Annotated in this window: 20 protein-coding genes and 1 pseudogene; 12 read left to right on the top strand and 9 right to left on the bottom strand. The window is 73.7% G+C overall.

The features are described from left to right. Positions 1–259: 259 nt before the first annotated feature. On the top strand, positions 260–3,172 hold the full coding sequence (locus IF37_RS0117270; protein WP_030743054.1) for a glycoside hydrolase family 48 protein: 2,913 nt from the start codon (positions 260–262) through the stop codon (positions 3,170–3,172). Between the two features lie 103 nt (positions 3,173–3,275). Here the strand turns inward: IF37_RS0117270 and IF37_RS0117265 are convergent, their stop codons facing one another. The 3 genes from IF37_RS0117265 to IF37_RS0117255 form a co-directional block, all read right to left on the bottom strand. Further along, positions 3,276–3,965: a hypothetical protein gene (locus tag IF37_RS0117265; protein ID WP_030743053.1), complete on the bottom strand. Its 690-nt coding sequence runs from the start codon at positions 3,963–3,965 to the stop codon at positions 3,276–3,278. Positions 3,966–4,125: 160 nt separating this feature from the next. Further along, a complete protein-coding gene (locus IF37_RS0117260) occupies positions 4,126–4,911 on the bottom strand; it encodes a class I SAM-dependent methyltransferase (protein ID WP_052845226.1) in 786 nt (261 codons plus the stop codon). Between the two features lie 5 nt (positions 4,912–4,916). Beyond that, entirely contained in the window at positions 4,917–5,222 is a 306-nt protein-coding gene (locus IF37_RS0117255; RefSeq protein WP_030743050.1) for a 4a-hydroxytetrahydrobiopterin dehydratase, read from the bottom strand. Positions 5,223–5,619: 397 nt separating this feature from the next. Here IF37_RS0117255 and IF37_RS0117250 point away from each other — a divergent pair, with 397 nt between their 5' ends. The 9 genes and pseudogenes from IF37_RS0117250 to narI all read left to right on the top strand — a co-directional run bounded on the left by IF37_RS0117250 (position 5,620) and on the right by narI (position 12,584). Then, complete coding sequence (locus IF37_RS0117250) at positions 5,620–6,132, top strand: hypothetical protein (RefSeq protein ID WP_158727352.1); 513 nt, start codon at positions 5,620–5,622, stop codon at positions 6,130–6,132. 76 nt (positions 6,133–6,208) lie between these two features. Continuing rightward, the gene (locus IF37_RS0117245; protein ID WP_216725845.1) at positions 6,209–7,474 is read left to right on the top strand and encodes a hypothetical protein; all 1,266 of its coding nucleotides are present in this window, start codon (positions 6,209–6,211) and stop codon (positions 7,472–7,474) included. Continuing rightward, the gene (locus IF37_RS0117240) at positions 7,474–8,055 is read left to right on the top strand and encodes a hypothetical protein (protein WP_253915788.1); all 582 of its coding nucleotides are present in this window, start codon (positions 7,474–7,476) and stop codon (positions 8,053–8,055) included. The genes IF37_RS0117245 and IF37_RS0117240 overlap by 1 nt, the downstream gene beginning before the upstream one ends. Then, the gene (locus IF37_RS0117235; RefSeq protein ID WP_030743046.1) at positions 8,052–8,804 is read left to right on the top strand and encodes an ATP-binding cassette domain-containing protein; all 753 of its coding nucleotides are present in this window, start codon (positions 8,052–8,054) and stop codon (positions 8,802–8,804) included. Before IF37_RS0117240 ends, IF37_RS0117235 begins: the two co-directional genes overlap by 4 nt. Before the next feature lie 128 nt (positions 8,805–8,932). Beyond that, positions 8,933–9,751: a helix-turn-helix domain-containing protein gene (locus IF37_RS0117230; RefSeq protein ID WP_030743045.1), complete on the top strand. Its 819-nt coding sequence runs from the start codon at positions 8,933–8,935 to the stop codon at positions 9,749–9,751. 97 nt (positions 9,752–9,848) lie between these two features. Then, positions 9,849–10,712, top strand: coding sequence for a helix-turn-helix transcriptional regulator (locus tag IF37_RS0117225; protein ID WP_030743043.1), 864 nt, complete (start codon positions 9,849–9,851; stop codon positions 10,710–10,712). A gap of 257 nt (positions 10,713–10,969) precedes the next feature. Then, positions 10,970–11,380 (top strand): annotated as a pseudogene (gene narY / locus IF37_RS0117220) (nitrate reductase subunit beta); the annotation flags it as partial. After that, a complete protein-coding gene (gene narJ, locus IF37_RS0117215) occupies positions 11,380–11,865 on the top strand; it encodes a nitrate reductase molybdenum cofactor assembly chaperone (RefSeq protein WP_030743038.1) in 486 nt (161 codons plus the stop codon). The pseudogene narY and the gene narJ, both read left to right, overlap by 1 nt. Then, the gene (gene narI, locus IF37_RS0117210; protein ID WP_030743036.1) at positions 11,862–12,584 is read left to right on the top strand and encodes a respiratory nitrate reductase subunit gamma; all 723 of its coding nucleotides are present in this window, start codon (positions 11,862–11,864) and stop codon (positions 12,582–12,584) included. Before narJ ends, narI begins: the two co-directional genes overlap by 4 nt. Positions 12,585–12,647: 63 nt before the next feature. Here narI and IF37_RS0117205 read toward each other — a convergent pair whose 3' ends face one another. The 3 genes from IF37_RS0117205 to IF37_RS0117195 all read right to left on the bottom strand — a co-directional run bounded on the left by IF37_RS0117205 (position 12,648) and on the right by IF37_RS0117195 (position 15,912). Beyond that, positions 12,648–13,073 carry an OsmC family protein gene (locus tag IF37_RS0117205; protein WP_030743033.1) on the bottom strand — a complete coding sequence of 142 codons (426 nt, stop codon included), beginning with the start codon at positions 13,071–13,073 and terminating at the stop codon, positions 12,648–12,650. A gap of 121 nt (positions 13,074–13,194) precedes the next feature. After that, a complete protein-coding gene (locus IF37_RS0117200) occupies positions 13,195–15,342 on the bottom strand; it encodes a phage holin family protein (RefSeq protein ID WP_030743031.1) in 2,148 nt (715 codons plus the stop codon). A gap of 138 nt (positions 15,343–15,480) precedes the next feature. Continuing rightward, on the bottom strand, positions 15,481–15,912 hold the full coding sequence (locus IF37_RS0117195; protein WP_052845224.1) for a hypothetical protein: 432 nt from the start codon (positions 15,910–15,912) through the stop codon (positions 15,481–15,483). Positions 15,913–15,996: 84 nt separating this feature from the next. Between IF37_RS0117195 and IF37_RS0117190 the strand changes: the two genes are divergently transcribed. After that, positions 15,997–16,770 (top strand): MBL fold metallo-hydrolase, encoded by a 774-nt coding sequence (locus IF37_RS0117190; protein ID WP_030743019.1) that lies wholly within the window; start codon positions 15,997–15,999, stop codon positions 16,768–16,770. Then, positions 16,767–17,387 carry a DedA family protein gene (locus IF37_RS0117185; RefSeq protein ID WP_030743017.1) on the top strand — a complete coding sequence of 207 codons (621 nt, stop codon included), beginning with the start codon at positions 16,767–16,769 and terminating at the stop codon, positions 17,385–17,387. The genes IF37_RS0117190 and IF37_RS0117185 overlap by 4 nt, the downstream gene beginning before the upstream one ends. A 60-nt stretch (positions 17,388–17,447) precedes the next feature. On the opposite strand, the gene IF37_RS0117180 is transcribed toward IF37_RS0117185, so the two are convergent. The 3 genes from IF37_RS0117180 to IF37_RS0117170 form a co-directional block, all read right to left on the bottom strand. Further along, positions 17,448–18,506: an MBL fold metallo-hydrolase gene (locus IF37_RS0117180; RefSeq protein WP_030743015.1), complete on the bottom strand. Its 1,059-nt coding sequence runs from the start codon at positions 18,504–18,506 to the stop codon at positions 17,448–17,450. Beyond that, positions 18,503–19,783: an aminotransferase class I/II-fold pyridoxal phosphate-dependent enzyme gene (locus IF37_RS0117175; RefSeq protein WP_030743013.1), complete on the bottom strand. Its 1,281-nt coding sequence runs from the start codon at positions 19,781–19,783 to the stop codon at positions 18,503–18,505. The genes IF37_RS0117180 and IF37_RS0117175 overlap by 4 nt, the downstream gene beginning before the upstream one ends. Positions 19,784–20,040: 257 nt before the next feature. Then, complete coding sequence (locus IF37_RS0117170) at positions 20,041–20,478, bottom strand: hypothetical protein (RefSeq protein ID WP_158727351.1); 438 nt, start codon at positions 20,476–20,478, stop codon at positions 20,041–20,043. Between the last annotated feature and the right edge of the window lie 316 nt (positions 20,479–20,794).

Raw genomic sequence — 20,794 nt, 5'->3', positions numbered from 1 at the left:
AGCGAGTCCTTGCAGCTCGGCGCCGCGACGGACGCGTCGACTGAACGGAACCGCTCCCACTGGTGCGAGTGAAGGTAGCGCCAAGTCGCCGCGATGCCCAGGGGAGTTGCCCGACTTTTCGAAAGTCCGGCCCGTCGAATCTTTTCGGGTCTTCAAGCACCTTGACCGCCCTTGACCCGATCCCCACTATGGGAGCGCTCCCACTGGTTCAAGCCTTGATCTCTCCCGAGCCGCGAGCCCGCAAGGAGGAACCAGCACCATGGATCCCGGACGCAGACGAAGAGGCGCGCGCCGGTCGTGGACCGCGGCGGCCGCCGCGCTCGCCCTGCCCCTGTCACTGCTGGCCACCGGCGCGCAGACCGCACGCGCGGCAACGGTGCGGTGCGGTGTGGACTACAAGACCAACGACTGGGGTTCCGGCTTCACCGCCGAACTCACGATCACCAACCGCGGCACGGACGCCGTCGACGGCTGGACGCTGACGTACGCCTACACCGGCGACCAGAAGCTGACCAGCGGATGGAACGGGACCTGGTCCCAGTCCGGCCGGACGGTCACCGTGCGGAACGCCGCCTACAACGGCACCATCGCCGCGGGCGCCGCCGTCTCCACCGGCGCCCAGTTCACCTACAGCGGCACCAACACCGCCCCCACCTCGTTCGCCGTCAACGGCACCACCTGCACCGGTGCCCACCAGCCGCCGGTGACCGTGCTGACCAGCCCGAGCGCGGGCGCGGTCTACTCGCAGGGGGACGCGGTGCCCCTCGCGGCGACCGCCGCGGCGGCCGACGACGCCACCATCGCCAAGGTGGAGTTCTACGACGACACCACGCTGCTGGGCACGGACACGAGCGCGCCGTACTCGCTCCCGGCCTCCGGCTTGACCGTGGGCAGTCATTCCCTGGTGGCGAAGGCGTACGACAGCCTGGGGGCGTCCGCCACGTCCGCCCCCGTGGGCATCACCGTCGCCGCCGGGCCGGCCGTGGTCGCCTCGCCGGCCCAACTGGGCGTCCGGCAGGGCAGCTCGGGCACCTTCTCGGTGAAGCTGTCGACCCGGCCGAGCGCGGACGTGACGGTGAGCACGGCCCGCACGGACGGCAACACCGGCCTCTCCGTGACCGGCGGCGCCTCGCTGACCTTCACCCCGTCGGACTGGAACACCCCGCGGACCGTGACCGTCACGGCGGACTCCGCCGGCACCGGCAGCGCGACCTTCACCGCGACGGCGACCGGCCATGCCAAGGCGACGGTGACGGTGACGGAGCTGCCCGCGGCGAAGGCGTACGACGCCCGCTTCCTGGACCTGTACGGGAAGATCACCAATCCGGCCAACGGCTACTTCTCCCCCGAGGGCATCCCGTACCACTCGGTGGAGACGCTGATCGTCGAGGCCCCCGACCAGGGGCACGAGACCACCTCGGAGGCGTACAGCTATCTGCTGTGGCTCCAGGCGATGTACGGCAAGGTGACCGGCGACTGGTCGAAGTTCAACGGCGCGTGGGACGTCATGGAGAAGTACATGATCCCGACCCACGCCGACCAGCCGACGAACTCCTCCTACAACGCCGCCAAACCGGCCACGTACGCGCCCGAGCTGGACACCCCGGACGAGTACCCGGCGAAGCTGGACTCCTCCGTGGCGGTCGGCCCGGACCCGATCGCCGGTGAGCTGAAGTCGGCCTATGGCACGGACGACGTCTACGGCATGCACTGGATCCAGGACGTGGACAACGTCTACGGCTACGGCGACGAGCCCGGCAAGTGCGAGGCCGGCCCGACGGCCACCGGGCCGTCGTACATCAACACCTTCCAGCGCGGTGCGCAGGAGTCCGTCTGGGAGACGGTCCCGCAGCCGACCTGCGACGCCTTCAAGTACGGCGGCAGGAACGGCTATCTGGACCTGTTCACCGGCGACAGCTCCTACTCCAGGCAGTGGAAGTACACGGACGCCCCGGACGCGGACTCGCGCGCCGTGCAGGCCGCGTACTGGGCCGACGTCTGGGCCAGGGCGCAGGGCAAGGGCGGCGACGTCTCCGCGACGGTCGCCAAGGCCGCGAAGATGGGCGACTACCTGCGCTACGCCATGTACGACAAGTACTTCAAGAAGATCGGCAACTGCGCGAGCCCGTCCTGCCCGGCCGGCACCGGCAAGGACGCCTCGCACTACCTGCTGTCCTGGTACTACGCCTGGGGCGGTGCCACCGACACCTCCGCCGGCTGGGCCTGGCGGATCGGCTCCAGCCATGTCCACGGCGGCTACCAGAACCCGCTCGCCGCGTACGCGCTCAGCTCCGTCGCCGATCTGAGGCCCAAGTCGGCCACGGGCGCGGCCGACTGGGGCAAGTCACTCCAGCGGCAGCTGGAGTTCTACCGGTGGCTCCAGTCGTCCGAGGGCGCCATCGCGGGCGGCGCGACCAACAGCTGGCAGGGCCGGTACGCCGCCCCGCCGGCCGGCGCCGCCACCTTCTACGGCATGTACTACGACTGGCAGCCCGTCTACCACGACCCGCCCTCCAACCAGTGGTTCGGGTTCCAGGCGTGGTCGATGGAGCGGGTCGCCGAGTACTACCAGCAGACCGGGAACGCCGACGCGAAGGCGGTCCTCGACAAGTGGGTCAAGTGGGCCCTGTCCAAGACCACGGTCAACCCGGACGGCACCTACCGCATCCCCTCCACCCTCCAGTGGTCGGGCCAGCCCGACACGTGGAACGCCGCGAGCCCCGGCTCCAACAGCGGGCTGCACGTCACCGTCGCCGACTACACCGACGATGTCGGCGTGGCCGCCGCCTACGCCAGGACCCTGACGTACTACGCCGCCAAGTCCGGTGACACGGCCGCCAAGTCCACGGCGAAGGCGCTGCTGGACGGCATGTGGGACAACCACCAGGACAGCCTCGGCATCGCCGTCCCCGAGACCCGCACCGACTACGGCCGCTTCGGTGACAAGGTGTACGTGCCGAGCGGCTGGACCGGCACCATGCCGAACGGCGACGCGATCAACGCCTCGTCCACCTTCGCCTCGCTGCGGTCCTTCTACCGGAGCGACCCGAACTGGTCGAAGATCGAGACCTATCTCAAGGGCGGCGCCGCGCCGGTCTTCACGTACCACCGCTTCTGGGCCCAGGCGGACATCGCCATGGCCATGGGCTCGTACGCGGAGCTGCTCGAATGACCGGTCCCCGCTGAGGCTCCGGGTACGGCGGCGGACAGTCCCCGCCCGGCCCGGACCGACCGGGCGGGGGTGCCGTCCACGAGCCGCACCCCCGCCCGGTCCGCTACTTGACGTTCCCCGTGAAGATGGCCTCCTCCGAGTCGAAGTCGGGGGTGACCTCGATCTGGACGAGCTTCTCGCCCTTGGGCAGTTCGCAGCCCCAGGGCACGTTGATGGAGCGGCCGGGGAGCAGCTTGGTGTCGGGACCGCCGTCCAGGCCCGCTTCGGAGTCGAAGACCGACTCGCTGCTCTTGCCGTCCTGTCCGTAGGAGCAGTCGACGGTGAGCTGGGTGACGTCCAGGGCCTTCTTGCCGCCGTTCTTGATCTTGACGGTGAAGCGGAGGTACGCCGTGTTCTCGGGCTCGGCGTACTCGCCGGTCACGGCCCGCTTGAGCCCGAAGAGGCCGACCTCGGTGGCCGGTTCGTAGACGACGGTGTCGTCCAGGGCGTAGACCCCGTCCTCGTTCTCCGCGCCGTCCTCGCCGGCCGTGGTCTCCTCGGTGGCCGGCGTGGACTCGTCGTCCGCCGGGGCGGCGCCGTCGTCCGCGGCGGCGGTCTTGGTGACGGTCACGGTGGGCGCCGGCCCGGCTTCGCCGTCGCCGGTGACGCCCGCCGTGACCAGGGCCGAGACCACGGCCGCGACGGCGGCCGCGGCCACGGCGACGAGTACGGTGCGGGGCCCCCGCGCCGGTGCGGGCGGGGGGACCGCCGGTCCGTAGCCCGGCATGGGTGGTGGTGTGATGTCGCTGCTCATGGTGGCCCCCCAAGGACGTGCCGGCCGATCTCGCTGGTTGATCTTCAAGTGATCCATACACCCAGCGAAATGTGAACACCCTGTGATGGAATCGTGCCCCCTACGCCGGTCACGTCCGCGGCGCCCTGCGTCGGGGCCGGAGGCCGCAGGACATCACCCGTCAGTCGCCGCAGCCGCGGGCCGGGTTGCCGAGGACCCCGGCGGGCGCCGCGCGGCGGAACGCGCGGAGACGGAAACGCGGGTCGGGGCGCGGGCGGTCCTGGTCGGGCAGCCGGGCCAGGCGCACGGCGAACTCCTCGGTGCGCCGCTCGCCGGGCGGCAGCAGGGTGAACCAGCCGCGCCGCAGGTCGGCGACGGTGGCGCGGGGGCTGCGGCCCTGTCCGGTACCGGCGAACGAGCCATGGCCGGCGGGCTCCAGGCCGTGCCGGGCCGCGTGGGCGGCCACCGCGTCCGGGGCGTCCGCGGCGGGCCGGCGCGGGCGGTCGGCGAGGACGGCGTCTATGTCGCTGCCGACGTCGTGCGCGGCGGCCTTGTCGACCGTGGTGACGTACACCCCGCCGGGTCGCAGCACCCGGGCGCACTCGGCGACGACCGCGTCCAGGTCGTCGGGGTCGTCCAGCAGGTGCAGCAGCCAGATGGCGGTGACCGCGTCGAACGTGCCGTCGGGGAAGGGCAGTCGGCGGCTGTCGGCCCGTACGACCGCGCCGGGCAGCCGCGCCGACGCGCGGCGGACCATGGCGGGGGTGAGGTCGGCACCGGTCACCCGGAGCCCCGGGCGCGCGGCGGCGAGCCGCCGGGTGACGGTCCCGGTGCCGCAGGCGACGTCGAGGAGGCGGCCCGTACTCCCGGGGACCAGATCGAGGACGGCCCGCGCGGCGGCTTCGGCGCGGGCCTCGCCGCCGCGGGAGGCGTCGTAGACGTCGGCTTCCCTCTCGTAGTCGAGCACGCGCCTCAGTGTGCCCCGTGGCCCGGGGCGACGTCCTCCACTTCGCGGGCGAGGGCGAAGTCCTTCCCGGTGACGACGCCGCCCGCGCTGTGGGTGTGCACGCTGAGCGAGACGGTGTCGTAGCCGAGGGTCAGGTCGGAGTGGTGGTCCAGCCGGTCCTGGATACCGGCGATGTGCATCACCAGCGCCGCGGCGGCGAAGTGCGAGCCGAGCCGGTAGGAACGGGTGAGCCGATCCCCCTCCACCGCCCAGCCGGGCAACTCGCCCAGCCGCTCCTCGATCTCCTCCGGCGACAACGCTTCGACAGCCATGCCCGAAACTCCCTTCGCTAGGCGTCCCCGTCACGGGGTGAGGCGCACACCCTCTCGCGGCCCAGTCGGTGGAAGACGGCACTACGCCGGTCGCTCGTCTTCGGTACCCCAAAGTGCAGGAACAGTGTCCCAGGGCAGCCCCAGCCGTGCCAGGATCCGGGCACGCGATCACCGCCAGTGCCTGACCGGCGGCCTAATCAGCCAAATGAGATGACTTTCAGGACACCGCGGGCGTACGCAACTGCCTCACGAGTCAGCGATCCGGGATCGACACGACGGGCGCGACGGCAAAACCTTGCCCCATACGAGGACTAATCAGGCGAACATAGACACCGAGAATCCTCAAAAGTCCGATATCCACGCCTTCGGCAAACGGTAAACACCTTGCAATTGACGGGTGAACAACGATCAAATACTGTTCGCTCGATCACTGCCGACATCCGCGCGCGCCCCTTCCACGGTGCGCGCGATTTTTACTGCACCAGGAGGAGAGCCTGTGTTCAACGTACAGCGAATAGCCGCCACGGCCGGCATAGCTTCCGCGCTTCTTCTCGCACTGGCACCCAGCGCTTCTGCGAACTGGCAGAGCTATATCACGAGTGCTGGCGCCGGTTTTGAGTCGAGCCGCTGGGAGGACGAGAGCTACAGCGAGGTCCGCTTCAAGGACTGCACGCAGCAGAATGCCACCGGTAAATGGGTGAAGGTCGCCCTATGGGAGGACAATGCTCTTTCGCCCGACACCAATCACGGCACCAAGACCTTCACGAACTGCTTCAACGGTGACGACGCCGTCAGCGCCGGAGAGTGGACGGGGCTTCCTCTCGACGGCTACTACTTCCGTCTACAGGACACCGATGGTGGCCTTCTGAACGTAAGAGTGGTCGCGATCGATACCACCCAGGCCGATTAATCGCAGGTAGCACAAACGTGAAATGAGGGGTGCTTCAATCGTCGACGCACCCCTCGTCATCCCCAGAGAGAATCCTGTGCGAATACGAACCATGCTGTGGGGCAGCAGCGCGAAATGGGCGGCGCCCATCGCCTTACTGCTGTCGCTTTTCTACTATTACGGGAGCGGGGTGTCACGGGAGGCGTTCGGATACGCGCCGACGTTGGTGTCGTCCGCCCTGGGCACCATGTACGCGGCCGCGTACGCCTTCGCTTCCGCCCTCGCGGTATGGGAAAGCGCGCACCTGAAAAGGGCCGGGATCTGGACCATGGGCCCGGTCCGCTCCCGCTACCGAGTGGCGTGGGAAGGCATCGTCCCCGTCCTCGCCACGGCATGGATCATGCTGCTTCTGCCGGTGGCTCTCGCGCTGGGGAGCGCGGGCGTTCTTCCCACTCCGGCCGCTCTCGGCCCCCTGGTGATGGCGCTGCTGCTGTGTGTGGCGCACGCGACGATCGGGTTCGGTGTCGGGCTCGTCGCGCCGCCGGTCGTAGCCGCCCCGTTGATGGCCGTACTCGTCTGGGTGCTCGTCGCCTTCTCGTGGTCGACCGACGCCTTCTGGATGCGGCACGTTTCCGGTCAGTACCCCACGACCCTGATGTTCGGTGAAGCCGCCGCTTACACGTCCCTGTTGCCGCATCTGCTGCTCACCGGGGGGATCGCGCTGGGTGTCGCCCTGCTGTGGCTGCCGCTGCGGCCCTGGGTGGTGCGCGGGGCGCTGGCCGCCGCGGTGGCCGTCATCTGCCCGGTGCTCGCCGTCCGAGCGGTACAGGGATGGGAGGCGAACCCGCCGCTGCTGAGCGGCCGGGCGCCCATGGAGTGCGCCGGAGACGCGCCGCGGGTCTGCGTGCCGCGCGCCAGTCCGGCTCACGTCGCCGCCGTCAGGAAGGAGGCGGCGTCGGTCCTGGCCGACCTGCGCGCCGCGGGGTTCACGGGAACACCGGAACTGATAGTCGACCGCATGGGCGAAGGCCGCTATCCGCTCGCGTCGACGGCGGACACCTGGCGGGTGGGCATCACCAGCGGCTTGCGGCAGGGCGAACTGCGCTACCGGATCACCCAGGCCGCCGTGCGATTCCCGTGCCGGCGGGTCGATCCGGTGCACGGCAACGAGGTCATGCTGTGGGCGGCCAGCGTGACGGGCGAAGAGGCCACGTACAACGCCCACATGAAGAGAAGGGGACGGACCTTCGCCGGAGAGGAGGAGATCCGCCGGACCGTGCGCCGGGTCCTGGCAGCCGAGCCTCGCGAACAGGGCGAGTGGTACCGCCGTAGTCTCCTCGCCGGCTGCCGGCGGGACTCGTGATGTGGTGGGTGAAGGCGCACCGCGTCCACACCGTCCTCTCGGCCTCCCTGGCCCTCTTCGTACTGCTCCTGGTGCTGTTCCAGGGTGGTTCGGTGGCACTGCCCTCCCTCACCGGCGGAGCGACCCAGGTGGTCCTCGCGCTGTTCGTTCCGGTGCCTCTGGTGTCCGGCCTGGCACTGTGCCTGGACACACGCCTGCCGGCCGCCGAAAGCACGGCCGTGCGCCCGGTCCGGTACCTGGACGCCGCGCTGGTGGTCGCCGTCGCCCTCGTCGCCACGGCCGCGAGCGCGGTGGCCGGCGCGGCGTGGGAGGACGCGGTGACCGGGGCGGTCGGGCGGAACACCCTGTTCCTGGCCGGGCTGATGCTCATCGCGCGTGCGCTGTTCGGCCGACCGGGTGTGCTGCTGCCCACGGCCTGGATCCTCACGGTCTGCCTCTGCGGCTTCCGGCCCGGCAACGACGCCTATCCCTGGACCGTCCTTCCGGAACCCCTCGGTGCGCCGCACGCCGCGGCCGCGGCCCTCCTGATGTTCGGTGCCGGAGTCACCGTTCAGATCCGATACGCGAGGAACTCCCCATGACCCTTGAGCTGATCTCCTGCACCTACGGCTACAGCCACGGCATCACGCGGCGCAGAAGGACGGTGCTCAGCGAATTCGACTACCGGATGCCCCCGGGGCTCACGATCCTGCTGGGCCCCAACGGCGCCGGAAAGTCCACCCTGCTGAAAGTCGCCGCGTCCGTGGTGCGTCCCGACAGCGGCAGGGTCGTGTGCGACGGCGTTCCCAGTACGTCGAAGGCGTTCCGGCGGAACGTCGCCCGGATGCCGCAGGACATCGTTCCCCTCTCCGGCCTGACCGCACGCGAGTACGTCGCTTACGTCGGCTGGCTGAAGGGCATGCGTCGCGGCGACGCCTGGAAGGCGGCACGCCGTGTGCTGGCCCGTGTGGAGCTGACGGAGCAGAACGACGTCCGGACGACCGCCCTGTCCGGAGGCCAGTTGCGCCGGGTCGGCGTGGCGGCCGCCCTCGTGCACGGTGCCCGGGTCCTCCTGCTCGACGAACCGACCGCCGGGATGGACCCTCGCCAGCGCCGGGTCTTCCGGGACCTCATGCGGGACCTCAGCGGTGAGGTGAGCGTGCTCATGTCCACGCACGACGTCGCCGATCTGGCCGAGGACGCGGATCACGTCACGGTCCTGGCCGGAGGCCGGATACTGCACTCGGGGACCACGGACACCTTCCTGGCTCTCGCCCCCGACGGCACGGCCGCCGGCCGGCGAGCGGAGGGCGCCTACACGGAACTGCTCGCACGGCACGAGCAGGGGTGAGCGGACCCCTTCCGACCCCTCCCGGCACTCCGGGGCAACTTCCGTCCTCTTCCGGCCCCTTTCAGCCCTTCCGGCCCCTTCCGGACGCGACGGCCGGCCCCGGCCGGGTGACCTCTAGGATCGACGGCATGACCCCCACCACCTCCGCTCCCGCCGTCGTGACCGGTAACGGTGTCGGCCCGTTGTTGCGGGCCTGGCGGGAGCGGCGGCGGATCTCGCAGTTGGAGCTGGCGCTGCGCGCGGACTCCTCCGCGCGGCACATCAGCTTCGTGGAGACCGGACGGTCGCGGCCGAGCGAGGAGATGGTGCTGCGGCTGGCCGAGCGGCTCGACGTGCCGGTGCGCGAGCGCAACGCGCTGCTGCTGGCCGCCGGTTACGCCCCGCGGTATCCGGAGACCCCGCTGGACGATCCGGCGCTGGACGCGGTGCGGGACGGGCTGGAGCGGCTGATCCGGGGCTACGAGCCCTATCCCGCGCTGGTGGTCGACGCGGGCTACGACGTGGTCGCCGCGAACCGGGGCGTCGTCCTGCTGCTGGAGGGCGTGCCGGAGCGGCTGACGGCTCAGGCGCCGAACGCGATGCGGCTGACGCTGCACCCGGAGGGGCTGGCGCCGCGCATCCGGAACCTGCGGGAGTGGCGGGGGCACCTGCTGGCCCAGATGGAGCGGGAGATCGCGCTGCACCGCTCGGACCGGCTGCGCGCCCTGCACGAGGAGGTCTCGGCCTACCCGGTGCCCGAGGAGCCGCCCGGTGCCGAACCGGCCGGGCCGGTGCCGTACTTCGCGCTGCCGCTGGTCGTCGAGCACGGCGGGCGCACCCTGTCGTTCGTGTCCTCCATCTCCACGTTCAACACGCCGATGGACGTCACGGTCGCGGAACTGGCCGTCGAGACGTTCCTGCCGGCGGACCCGGCGACCGCCGAGTACCTGCGCGCCCGGGCCGGCTGACCCCCGCCGGCACCCCCGTCACCTCGGGCACGTGTGCGAAACGGCGACTCGTGACAGACTGCTGCCCGCTGTTCGGCGCGTAGGGGAGGGCGTGGCTGTGAGTGAGCGGCGGGCTGCGCCCACCGTGGGACAGGTCGTACTCGGCAAGCGGTTGCAGGAGCTGCGGGAGGCCGCGGGGCTCAGCCGCGACGAGGCCGCCCGGGTTCTCAGGGTGGCGTCGGCGACCGTGCGGCGGATGGAGATGGCCGAGGTCGCGCTGAAGATCCCCTACGTGCAGGTGCTGCTGACCACCTACGGGGTGGCCGAGGAGGAGGCCGACGCCTTCGTCCGGCTGGCCGAGGAGGCCAACCAGCCGGGCTGGTGGCAGCGGTTCCACGACGTGCTGCCGGACTGGTTCAGCCTGTACGTCAGCCTGGAGGGCGCCGCCAGGATCATCCGCTCCTACGAGCCGCACTTCGTGCCCGGTCTGCTCCAGACGGAGGACTACGCGCGGGCGGTGATGGAGGCGGGGACCATCGGGCACACGTCGCCGGAGACCGTGGACCGGCATGTGTCGCTGCGCATGGAACGGCAGCGGCTGCTGGAGCGGGAGGACCCGCCGCACCTGTGGGTGATCATGGACGAGACGGTGCTCAGGCGCCCGGTGAGCATGCGGCCCGGGGTGCTGCGGGACCAGCTGGACCGGCTGCTGGAGTACGCCGCCCGGGACCGGGTGACGCTCCAGGTCGCCGAGTTCGCGGCGGGCCCGCACCCGGGGACGTACGCGCCGTTCACGCTGTTCCGGTTCGCCGAGCCGGAGCTGCCCGACATGGTGTTCACCGAGTACCTGACCGGCGCGCTGTACCTGGACTCGCGCCGGGAGGTGGGCGCGCACCTGGAGGTGCTGGACCACATGACGGCCCGGGCCGCGTCCGCCCAGCGCACCCTGAGGCTGCTGCGGGAGCACCGCGACAGCCTCTGACCCCGGCCGCCGGGACTCCGAGGGGTCCCGTCGCCGCGGCCCGCGCCCGCCGTGACCCGTACGGGCCTCCCGGACGGGTGGGTTCCCGGGGCCGCCCCTAGGTTCGGAGTACGGGGCGGACCCAGGGAGCGCACGTGACCGACACGCAGAAGCCGCCGCGGGAGCCCGGCGCGGCCCTGCTGGCCGCCGGCCGCTTCTTCCGGCCCGGGACGCCCACGGCCGACCTGCACGGCGTGACGCTGACCGGCGGGCGGCAGGCGGACGCGTTCACGGCGGGCGACACCGGGCCGGTGCGGGCGACGCTGGAGAAGCCGGCCGCGATGCGCGCCCACATGCGGGCGCTCAACCTCGGCGGGGAACCCCCGGCGGCGATCGCCGCCGGGGTCGGCATGGCACCGGAGGAGATCGAGGCGATGTACCGGCTGCCGGCGATCGCCAAGTACGAGGAGCGGTACGTCATTCCCATCGCCGCCGTCGGTGACGCCCGGCGGCTGGAGGAGTCGGCGCTGCCCGAGGAGCGCAGCCTCGACCACGCCGGCGGCCCCGGCATGGGCGGCGACGGTCCGTTCGGCCGGGACTCCGACCGCAGGAGCCTTCCGCTGGTGAGCGTGGAGAACTTCCACCTGCTGCGCGGACGGCAGACGTCCGACGACGCGAAGGAGGCCTGATGCCCTCGGACGCGGTGTTCTACCAGGCGGCGGCCCTCTGCCTGACCTACCCGGACGACGACGTCATCGCCCGGCTGCCGCTGGTGCGCGAGGCCGCCCCGCAGCTGCGGGCGTTCACCGACCACGCGGCCGTCACCCCGCCCGGGGAACTGGCCGCCCACTACGTGCGGGTCTTCGACTTCAGGAACCGGCACAGCCTCTACCTGAGCTGGTGGCACGACGGCGACACGCGCCGGCGCGGGGAGTCCCTGGTCCGCTTCAAGGAGGTCTACCGCCGCCATGGCCTGGAGTGCAGCGGCGAGGAACTGCCGGACTTCCTGCCGGCGGTCCTGGAGTTCACCGCGCGGACCGGTGACACCGGCCTGCTGACCGAACACCGCGACGCCCTGGAACAGCTGCGCACGCGACTGACCGACTTCGGCACGCCGTACGCGGGCGTGCTGGACGCGGTGTGCGTCACCCTGCCGGCCGGGGCGCGCCGATGACGGTCCTGCTGTGGGGCGCGCTGCCCTGCCTCGCCTTCGCCCTGCTGGTGGCCGGCCTGGTCCGGCGCTACCGCTACGACAAGTACGGCTGGACCACCCGCTCGTCGCAGGTGTACGAGTCCCGGCTGCTGAACGTCGCCTCCCCCGTCTTCCACTACGGCATCCTGTTCGTGCTGGCGGGGCATCCGATCGGGCTGTTCGTGCCCGCGTCGTGGACGGCCGCGGCCGGCGTGTCCGAGCGCTCCTACCACCTGTTCTCGCTGTACGGCGGGACGGCGGCCGGGGTGCCGGCCGTCGCCGGGATCGCGCTGCTCGTCTACCGCCGGCGCACCCGCGTGCCCGTCTTCCGGGCGACCACGGCCAACGACAAGGCGATGTACGTGCCGCTGCTCGGCGCGCTCGTGCTCGGCATGGCCGCCAAGCCGGCGCATCCCGTCGGCCAGGGGTACGACTACCGGTCGACCATCGGGCCGTGGGCGCGCGGCCTGTTCACGCTCCGGCCGCGGACGCGGCTCATGACCGGCGTGCCGGTCCTGTACCAGGTGCACGCGGTGGTCGGCATGGTGCTGATCGCCTTCGTGCCGTACAGCCGGCTCGTGCACATGTTCAGCGCGCCGGTGCAGTACCTCTTCAGGCCGTACGTGGTCTACCGGACCCGAGACCCCCGGCAGCTCGGCCCGCGTGCGGAGCGGCGGGGCTGGGAGCGGCCGGGCGGCTGAGGCGCCCGAAGGCACCGGCCGCCGCGGCCCGGGGCGGACGCGGCGGCCGGAGGCGTCCGGGCGTCAGGCCAGCTCGGCCGTGAGGGTGATCGTCGTACCGGTCAGGGCCTGGCTGACCGGGCAGTTCTTCTTGGCGTCCTCGGCGGCCGAGGCGAAGCCCTCCGCGTCCAGACCGGGCACCTCGCCGCGCACGGTGAGGTGGATGCCGGTGATGCCCTCGCCCGGCTGGAAGCCGACCTCGGCCTTGGTCTCCAGCCGGGTGGGCGGGGTGCCCGCGCCGGCCAGGGCGTGCGAGAGCGCCATGGAGAAGCAGCTGGAGTGGGCGGCGGCGATCAGTTCCTCGGGGCTGGTCTTCCCGTTCGCCTCCTGGGCGCGCGAGGCCCAGGTGACCGGCTGCTCGCCGATGCCGGAGGAGTCGAAGGTGACGACGCCGCTGCCGTCGAGGAGGCTGCCTTCCCACTGGGTGTGCGCGGTGCGCGTGGTGGCCACGGTGCTTCCTTTCGCGAGTGTCGGACTGGTGGGGGGTTCCCGTGTCCCCTATCCGATCACATCCGGGCCCCGCGCACGGTGCGGACCGGCCCATGCCGGGTGAACGGACGGTGACGTCCGGTCAGGCGGCCCGCTCCCCGGCCACGTCCGCCGGGAGCGGGACCTGGGGTCCGTCCAGTTCGCTCAGCCAGCGGCGCAGGACGTGGTGGATCCGCTCGGCGCCGGTCAGTTCCGCGCCGTCCGCGACCGGCGCGGACAGCTCCAGCGGGGACAGCAGGAACGGGCGGGACTGGGCACCGCCGAGTCCGCCGTGGGAGCCGATCTGCTCCTCGAAGGCGAGGACCTCGCCGTCGGCCGGGTCGTGGGCGGAGTTGACCATGATGTCCGCGGTGTGCGGGAAGGCGTGGGTGCGGCGGACGGCGTCGGCGGCGCCGGGGCCGAACGGGGCCAGCGGGCCGAAGTCGTCGTCGAGCCGGTCCAGCGGTATCTCGGCGCCGCCGGCGCCGAGCACCACACCGTCGTGCTCCGCGCTGCGCACCAGCAGGAAGCCGATGCCCGGGTGGTTGGCGAGGGTGGTGAGCAGGGCGGGGTGGCGGGCGTCGATCTCCTCCTTGGTCATGCGGTGCGGGACGTCCGGGAAGGAGACGAGACCGAGGTTGCCGGAGGCCAGCACGATGGGCTCGCGACGGGGGACGGTGCGGTGGAGGTGGCCGCCCTTCTCCTCCACCGGCCGGCGCAGCGCGGCGCGGACGGCGACGCGGGCCTCGGCGCCGCTGCGGGTGCGTTCGGCGCGGCGCGGGACGGGCAGCCCGGAGCCGGCCCGGACCAGGTCGCCGAGGGTGAGGCCGTAGCGGGCGCGGAAGGTCTCGCCGGGGCTCTGGCCGTGGTCGGAGAGGACGACGATCCGGTAGGGGCGCGGGGCGTGTTCGGCGACGCGCTGGAGGAGGGCGAGGGACCGGTCGAGGCGGCGCAGGACCTGCTCGGCGTCCCGGCTGTGCGGACCGGAGTGGTGGGCGACCTCGTCGTAGGCGACGAGGTCGGCGTAGACGGCGGTACGGCCGGCGAGCATGTCGCCCATGACCGCGGCGACGACGACGTCCCGTTCGACGACGGTGGCGAAGGCCCGGACCAGCGGGTAGAGACCACCCCGGCCGACGCGGGGGCGCTGCCGGCGCAGCCGGGCCCGGGTGGACTGGCCGATCTCGCGGGCCACCTCGGCGACGAAGGACAGCGCGGTGCGGACGGCGTTGGCGGGGTCGGAGAAGTAGGCGAAGTACCCGGCGCGGGAACGGTTCTCCCGGCCGCGGCGGCGGGTCGCGATCGACAGCACGAGCGCCTGCTCCTCGGCGCCGCCGCTGAAGAGGTTGCCGCGGCTGGCGCCGTCGACGGCGAGCAGTCCGTCGTCGCCGGTGCGCAGGATGGCGCGGCGCTGGAGTTCGGCGGCGCTCGTCGGCCGGTTGCTGACCATCACCTCGCCGCGGTCCTTCTCGTACCAGCGGAAGGCCGGCACGTCGAAGGTGCTGCCGTGCAGGATGCCGAGCTGGCTGGCACCGGTCTGGCTGGACCAGTCGGTGCGCCAGGGGGTGAGCCGGTGGCTGGGCCGGCGGGCGGCCCGGGGGCCGGGCCGCGCGGGGCCGGTGAGCGGACGCACCCCGCCGTCGGCCGTTCCCCTGCCGTCGTCCCCGGAGAGCCAGCGGGCGACCGTCGGCATCAGGCCCCTGCGCACCGCGGCCGTGAGGACGTCATGGCCGACGCCGTCGAGCTGGACGCAGACCAGGCCGGGGGTGGTGGGGCAGGGCGGGTGGGCCCGTCGGCCGCGGGTGGCGAGGCGGTGCAGCCGGCGGCGGTAGGCCTCGTCGTCGCGCACGGCGAGGGCCGCGCCGGTGGCGGAGGCGACGGCGGACATCACGGCGGCCACGATGACGGCGGTCTCGGGCGCGACCTCGCCGTGGCCGGAGGGGTTGACGCGCAGGGCGAGCAGCAGCAGGGAGCCGTTGAGGAAGAAGACCAGCAGGCCGAGGACGAAAGCGGGGACGAGCAGCAGCAGGCGTACCAGCAGCGGCCAGACCACGGCCGAGAGGACGCCGAAGGCGCCGGCGCCGAAGGCGGCGGTGACGGTGACGCGGGTCGCGCTGTCACCGTCGGCGGACTGGAGCCGGAAGTCGGGCAGCAGCGCGGCGAGGACCAGCATGGTGACGGTGGAGACCGCCCACACGGCGGCGCTCCGCCCGATCTGACTGGCGATCCGCCGCCACCGCACGCCTCGCACGCCCCGCACCTCACGTCCCGGCCCCTCCCCCGCCCTCCGGCCCGGGGGGACCCCCACTCGTCGCACCGGGCCGGTCCGGCCCGGCTCCACCCTGTCACACGGGGTCACCCGGGGCGACGGCCGCCCGGGCGGGCCGGGTCAGCGGCCGTCGTAGCCGGCGGTCGGCATCGACAGGCGCCGGTGCACCCGCGCCTTCATCTGCGCGTCGTACGACGGCTCGGCCCGCCCCACCGTCTCCACGCGCACCCCCCGGCGCGCGCACTCGGCGGTGAACTCCTCCACCGACGACAGGGCCCGGCGCAGCACCCGCAGGCTGGGTGCCACGAACACGTCCACCCCCGGACGCACCCCGTCCCAGAGCGCCCCGTGATCGAAACGCACCCCTCCGACGAGGAGTTCCCGGGCCACCACGTAACCGCGCTCGGCGGCCCAGCGGGCGCACATGGCGTGCTGGCTGCGCGAGTCCACGAGGAAGGGGTCGGCCTCCAGCTCCTCCAGGGGTGCCAGGCTCGCGATGGCGGTGACCCGCACGGGCGTGGACACGCCGAACACCCTCCGCAGCTGTCCCATGGCGTCCCTCTCACCTCCGGGTTTCGCCGCAGACCCTACTCCTGCCCGTAGGCTTCGGGGAGTCGCGTGAAGGAGGCGGAGAAGGTGCCGGTGGAGATCACCTGGTGGGGTCACGCCACCTGCACGGTGGAGGACGCGAACATCCGGGTGCTGACCGATCCCCTGTTCGCCCGCCGGCTGGCGCACCTGCGCCGCCGCCGGGGCGCCGTGCCGCCCGCCGAGGCCCGCCGCGCGGACCTGGCGCTCGTCTCCCACCTGCACGCCGACCACCTGCACCTCCCCTCGCTCGCCCGCCTGGACCCGGGCACGCGCCTGCTCGTACCCCGGGGCGCACCACGGGCGGTGCCCGGTCTGCGCCGGCTCCGGCAGCTGCGGATCGCCGAGGTGGCGCCCGGGGACGAGGTGCGGATCGGCGAGGCGCTGGTCCGCGTGGTGCCGGCGCTACACGACGGGCGGCGGCTGCCGGTGGGGCCGCACCGCTCGCCCGCGCTGGGCTACGTCGTGGAGGGCGAGGCGCGGACCTACTTCGCCGGGGACACCGGGCTGTACGAGGAGATGGCCGAACGGGTCGGGCCGGTGGACGTGGCGCTGCTGCCGGTGGGCGGCTGGGGGCCGTTCCTCGGGGAGGGACACCTGGACGCGGGGCGGGCCGCGCGGGCGCTGGCCCGGCTGGCACCGCGGGCCGCGGTGCCGGTGCACTACGGGACGTACTGGCCGGTCGGCATGGACGCGGTGCGCCCGCACGAGTTCCACTCGCCGGGGGACGAGTTCGTGCGGCTGGCGGCGGTGGCCGCGCCGGAGGTCGCGGTGCACAAGCTGGGGCACGGGGAGAGCGTGCGGCTGGAGGTCGCGCGGTGACGTGGCTCGTCGACGCGTCGAGAGTCGTGACGACCGGGTCGGGCCAGCAGGCGGTGGGATACCCGTCGTTGTTCCTGCTGGTGCTGATCGGGGCGCTGGTACCGGTGGTGCCGACGGGTGCGCTGGTCAGTTCGGCGGCGGTGGTGGCGTTCCACCGGACCGCGCCGGTCTCGCTGGCGCTGGTGTTCGCGACGGCGTCCCTGGCCGCGTTCCTGGGGGACGCGGCGCTGTACTTGCTGGGGCGGCGCGGGATGCGGTCGAAGAACGGGTCCCGGTGGCTGGAGGCGATCCGGGCGCGGGCGCCGGAGGAGCGGCTGGCCCAGGCGCGGGAGAAGCTGGCCGAGCACGGGGTGGCGGTGCTGGTGCTGTCCCGGCTGGTCCCGGCCGGGCGCATACCGGTGATGCTGGCCTGTCTGATGGCGGAGTGGCCGCTGCGCAGGTTCGCGCGGGGGAACCTGCCGGCGTGCCTCGCCTGGGCGGCCACCTACCAGGTGATCGGCATAGTGGGCGGTTCGCTGTTCGAGGAGCCGTGGGAGGGCGTGGTGGTGGCGGTCGCGCTGACCGTGGTGATCAGCGCGGTCCCGGGGCTCATACGGCGGGTCCGGGCCGCCGGATGAGGTTCCCGCACGGGGTACGGCGCGGGGCGCGGGTGCGCGGTGGCCGCCGCCGGGCGCGGCTCACTCCAGCACCCGGGAGGCGCCGATCGGCATGTCCCACAGCTCCTCCGGCTCCCGCCCCGCCTTCTCCCAGGCCGCCCGCACCCGCGTGAGCGGCTCCAGGACCGGCTCGGCGGAGAGGATGAACGTGCCCCAGTGCATGGGGGCCATGCGGCGGGCGCCCAGGTCCAGGGTGGCCCGGACCGCTTCCTCCGGGTCGCAGTGGACGTCGCTGAGCCACCAGCGGGGTTCGTAGGCGCCGATCGGCATCAGGGCGAGGTCGATGCCGGGGTAGCGACGGCCGATGCGGGAGAACCAGTGGCCGTAGCCGGTGTCCCCGGCGAAGTAGAGGCGCTGTCCGTCGGGTGCGGTCAGCACCCAGCCGCCCCAGAGGCTGCGGCAGGTGTCGGTGAGGGTGCGCTTGGACCAGTGGTGGGCGGGGACGAAGTCGAAGCGCGTTCCGACGAGTTCCGCCCCCTCCCACCAGTCCAGTTCGGTGACGCGGGTGAACCGCCGCCGGCGGAACCAGGCGCCGAGACCCGCGGGCGCGAACACCGGGGTGTCGCGCGGGAGCCGGCGCAGGGTGGGGGCGTCCAGGTGGTCGTAGTGGTTGTGGCTGACGACGACGGCGTCGACGCGGGGCAGGTCCTCCCAGGGCACGCCCACGGGGGTGACGCGGGCCGGGGTGCCGAGGATGCGGCGGGACCAGACGGGGTCGGTGAGCACGGTGAGTCCGCCGATGCGGACGATCCAGCTGGCGTGTCCGGCCCAGGTGACGGCGAGGGTGCGGGTGCCGACGCGGGGCAGCGGGGCCGGTTCGTACGGCAGTCGGGGGATGTCGGCGAGGCCGTCGGGGCCGGGGCGCACGGCGCCTTCGCGGGCGAAGCGGGCGAGGGCCCCCAGGCCGGGCAGCGGCGCGGTGAGCCGGTCGTGGAAGGTGCGGGGCCAGACCCGGTGTTCGCCCAGCGGGCGGGGCTCGGCCAGCGGGGGGGAAGGGGCGGCGCGGGGGGCCGGTGCCCCGGGTCCGCCGGCCGCCCGGGTCGTCGTGGCCGGGCCGGGCTCGTGCGTCCGCTGCGTCATCGAGGGGTCTCCCATCGCCGGGCGTCGTCGCGGAGATCGTCGAAGGCCGACCGCAGGGAGGCCAACGCGTCCCGCAGGTGCGGCAGTTCGAGCGGCGCCGGGGACCCGAGGGACTCGGCGCGCTCCTCGTCCGTGCCGCCGAGCAGGGGTCCGGTGGCGAGCCGTACGCGCAGCGCCCCGAGGTCGTCGCCGAAGCGGTGCCCGCCGGGCGCGGGCATGCCGAGCCGGGCGGTGAGGAGGTCCTCCAGGTCCTGCGCGTCGCCGACCCCTCGGGCGGCGAGCGGTTCGCGCAGCGGCGCGAGGTCGGCGTACAGGTGGCGGCCGGTCTGCGGGGGCCGGGCGAGCGCGCCGGCGGCGACCACCGCGGCGTGCGCGGCGGCGGCCACGCGCGCGTGCAGTCGTACGGTGGCCGCGCGGCGTTCGGTGACGGGCGCGGGTTCGTCGAGGGCGTAGCCGGCGGCCGCCGCGACGGGTGCGGCGACGCGGGCGTCGAGGGCGGTGAGGATGTCGAGCACGCGGGCGTGCAGGCGCCGGCCGGTGTCGGTGCCGGGGAAGCGGGCGACGGCGGCGGGCCAGCCGGCGGGCAGCAGGGCGCCGGCCAGGTCGGTGACGACGGTGACGTCCTCGGGCCGCATCTCGGCGGGGCTGAGCAGCACGGTCTCGTGCGGGGCGTGCAGGGTGTCGCGCCAGGTCTCGTCGCTGACCAGGTGCAGGCCCTCGGCGGTGGCCGCCTCGACGGTCTCGTGCAGCAGTTCGGGCGGGGTGACGGTGGCGGTGGGGTCGTCGGCGACGGACAACACCAGCAGCCGTGGGTCACCGCCCTCGGCGCGGACCCGGCGGACGGTCTCCAGCAGGGCGTACGGGTCGGGGACGCCGCCGCTCTCGGCGGGGGTCGGCACGTGGTAGACGGGCCGGCCGAGGAGCCGGGCGTACGGCGCCCACCAGGCGGCGCAGGGGCGGGGCACGAGGACGTCGGCGCCGTCGCCGGCGAGCGCGGCGGTCAGGGCGAGCAGCAGGGCGGGGGCGCCGGGGCCCGCGGCCACCTGGTCGGGGACGCAGGACAGTCCGCGGCGGGTCCAGTAGCCGCAGGCGGCCTCCAGCAGGGCGGGGGCGCCGCCGACGGGCTGCGGGCCGGCGCGGTCCGCGGCGGCGGCGAGCACGGCGGAGAGTTCGGGGAGCACGGGCAGGCCGTCGCCGGGGAGCGGGGGGCCGTAACGGACGGGACCGTGGTCCTCGTGGCCCTCCCCGCGGTGCGCCCCGGGGTCCGTCCGCCGCATGTCCGCCTCCGCGGGTCCGTGGTGCCGTCGTGCCGCGGCCCGGCCGGGCCGCGCCGTCCTCGCGGGCTGCCGCCCCCTGAGAGGGGCCGAAGCCGTGTCCGGGCCGGGACGGTGTCCCGGGCCGTGCCGTTCAGGTGTAGTGCGGTGGGGTGGTGCGCGGGTGCGGCGGACGCTGCCGGTGGTGGTCCGGCGGTGCTCCCGGAAGGGTGAGTACCCACCGGGCGGCCGTCCATGGGCGGCCGCGCGAGTCGTCCGGATCACACCTCGGGGGTCCGGCCGCCCGCCGGCCGGACGCGGCCGTACACCCGGTAGCCGGCGCCCGCGCAGGCCGCGGCGAGCAGGGCGGAGCCGGCGGCGAGCGCCGGGACGGAGTCGTCGAGGTCGTCCGTCCGCCCCGCGTCCACACCGTGCTGGAGACCGGCCGGCGCGCACTCGCCGGTGTCCCCGGCCCCGGCGCAGTCGCGGCCGTCCGGACAGGACGCGCCGCGTGAGCCCGCGCACTCCCGGTCGCCGCCGTCCTGCCCGGTCCCGTCCCGGCCACCTCCGCCCGTCACGTCCCCGTCCTGCCCGGTCCCGTCCCAGCCGTCCTGCCCGGTCCCGTCCCAGCCGCCCCCGCCCGGACCGCTCCCGTCCCAGCCGCCGCCCTCCCGTCCGGCACCGCCCGGTTCGTCCTGCCCGCCGGGCACACTCGGCACGCCCGACACGCTCGGCCCACCCTGCTCCGCCTGGCCCTGACCTTGCCCCTGACTCTGGCCCTGTCCCTGACCTTGACCCTGTCCCTGGCCTTGCCCCTGGCCTTGCCGTTCCCCCTCTCCCCGCGGCTCGCAGGGCTGCCCCGCGCGGCACCGGCCGTCCTCGGCGCACGGCGTGCCCCGGAGGTCGCCCCCGGCCCGGGTGCCGAGGACCATGCGGGCGGCGCCGGCGCCGGCGGGCCCGGCCGTGCGGGCGGTGGTGCCGGTGACCGGAGGGGCCGGCGAGGCGGCGCCGGGGACCCGCGGCACCGGTCCGGTG

The organism is Streptomyces sp. NRRL S-31 (genome assembly GCF_000718775.1).
Taxonomy (GTDB): Bacteria; Actinomycetota; Actinomycetes; order Streptomycetales; family Streptomycetaceae; genus Streptomyces.
This window is presented reverse-complemented; position numbering and strand designations above follow the sequence as displayed.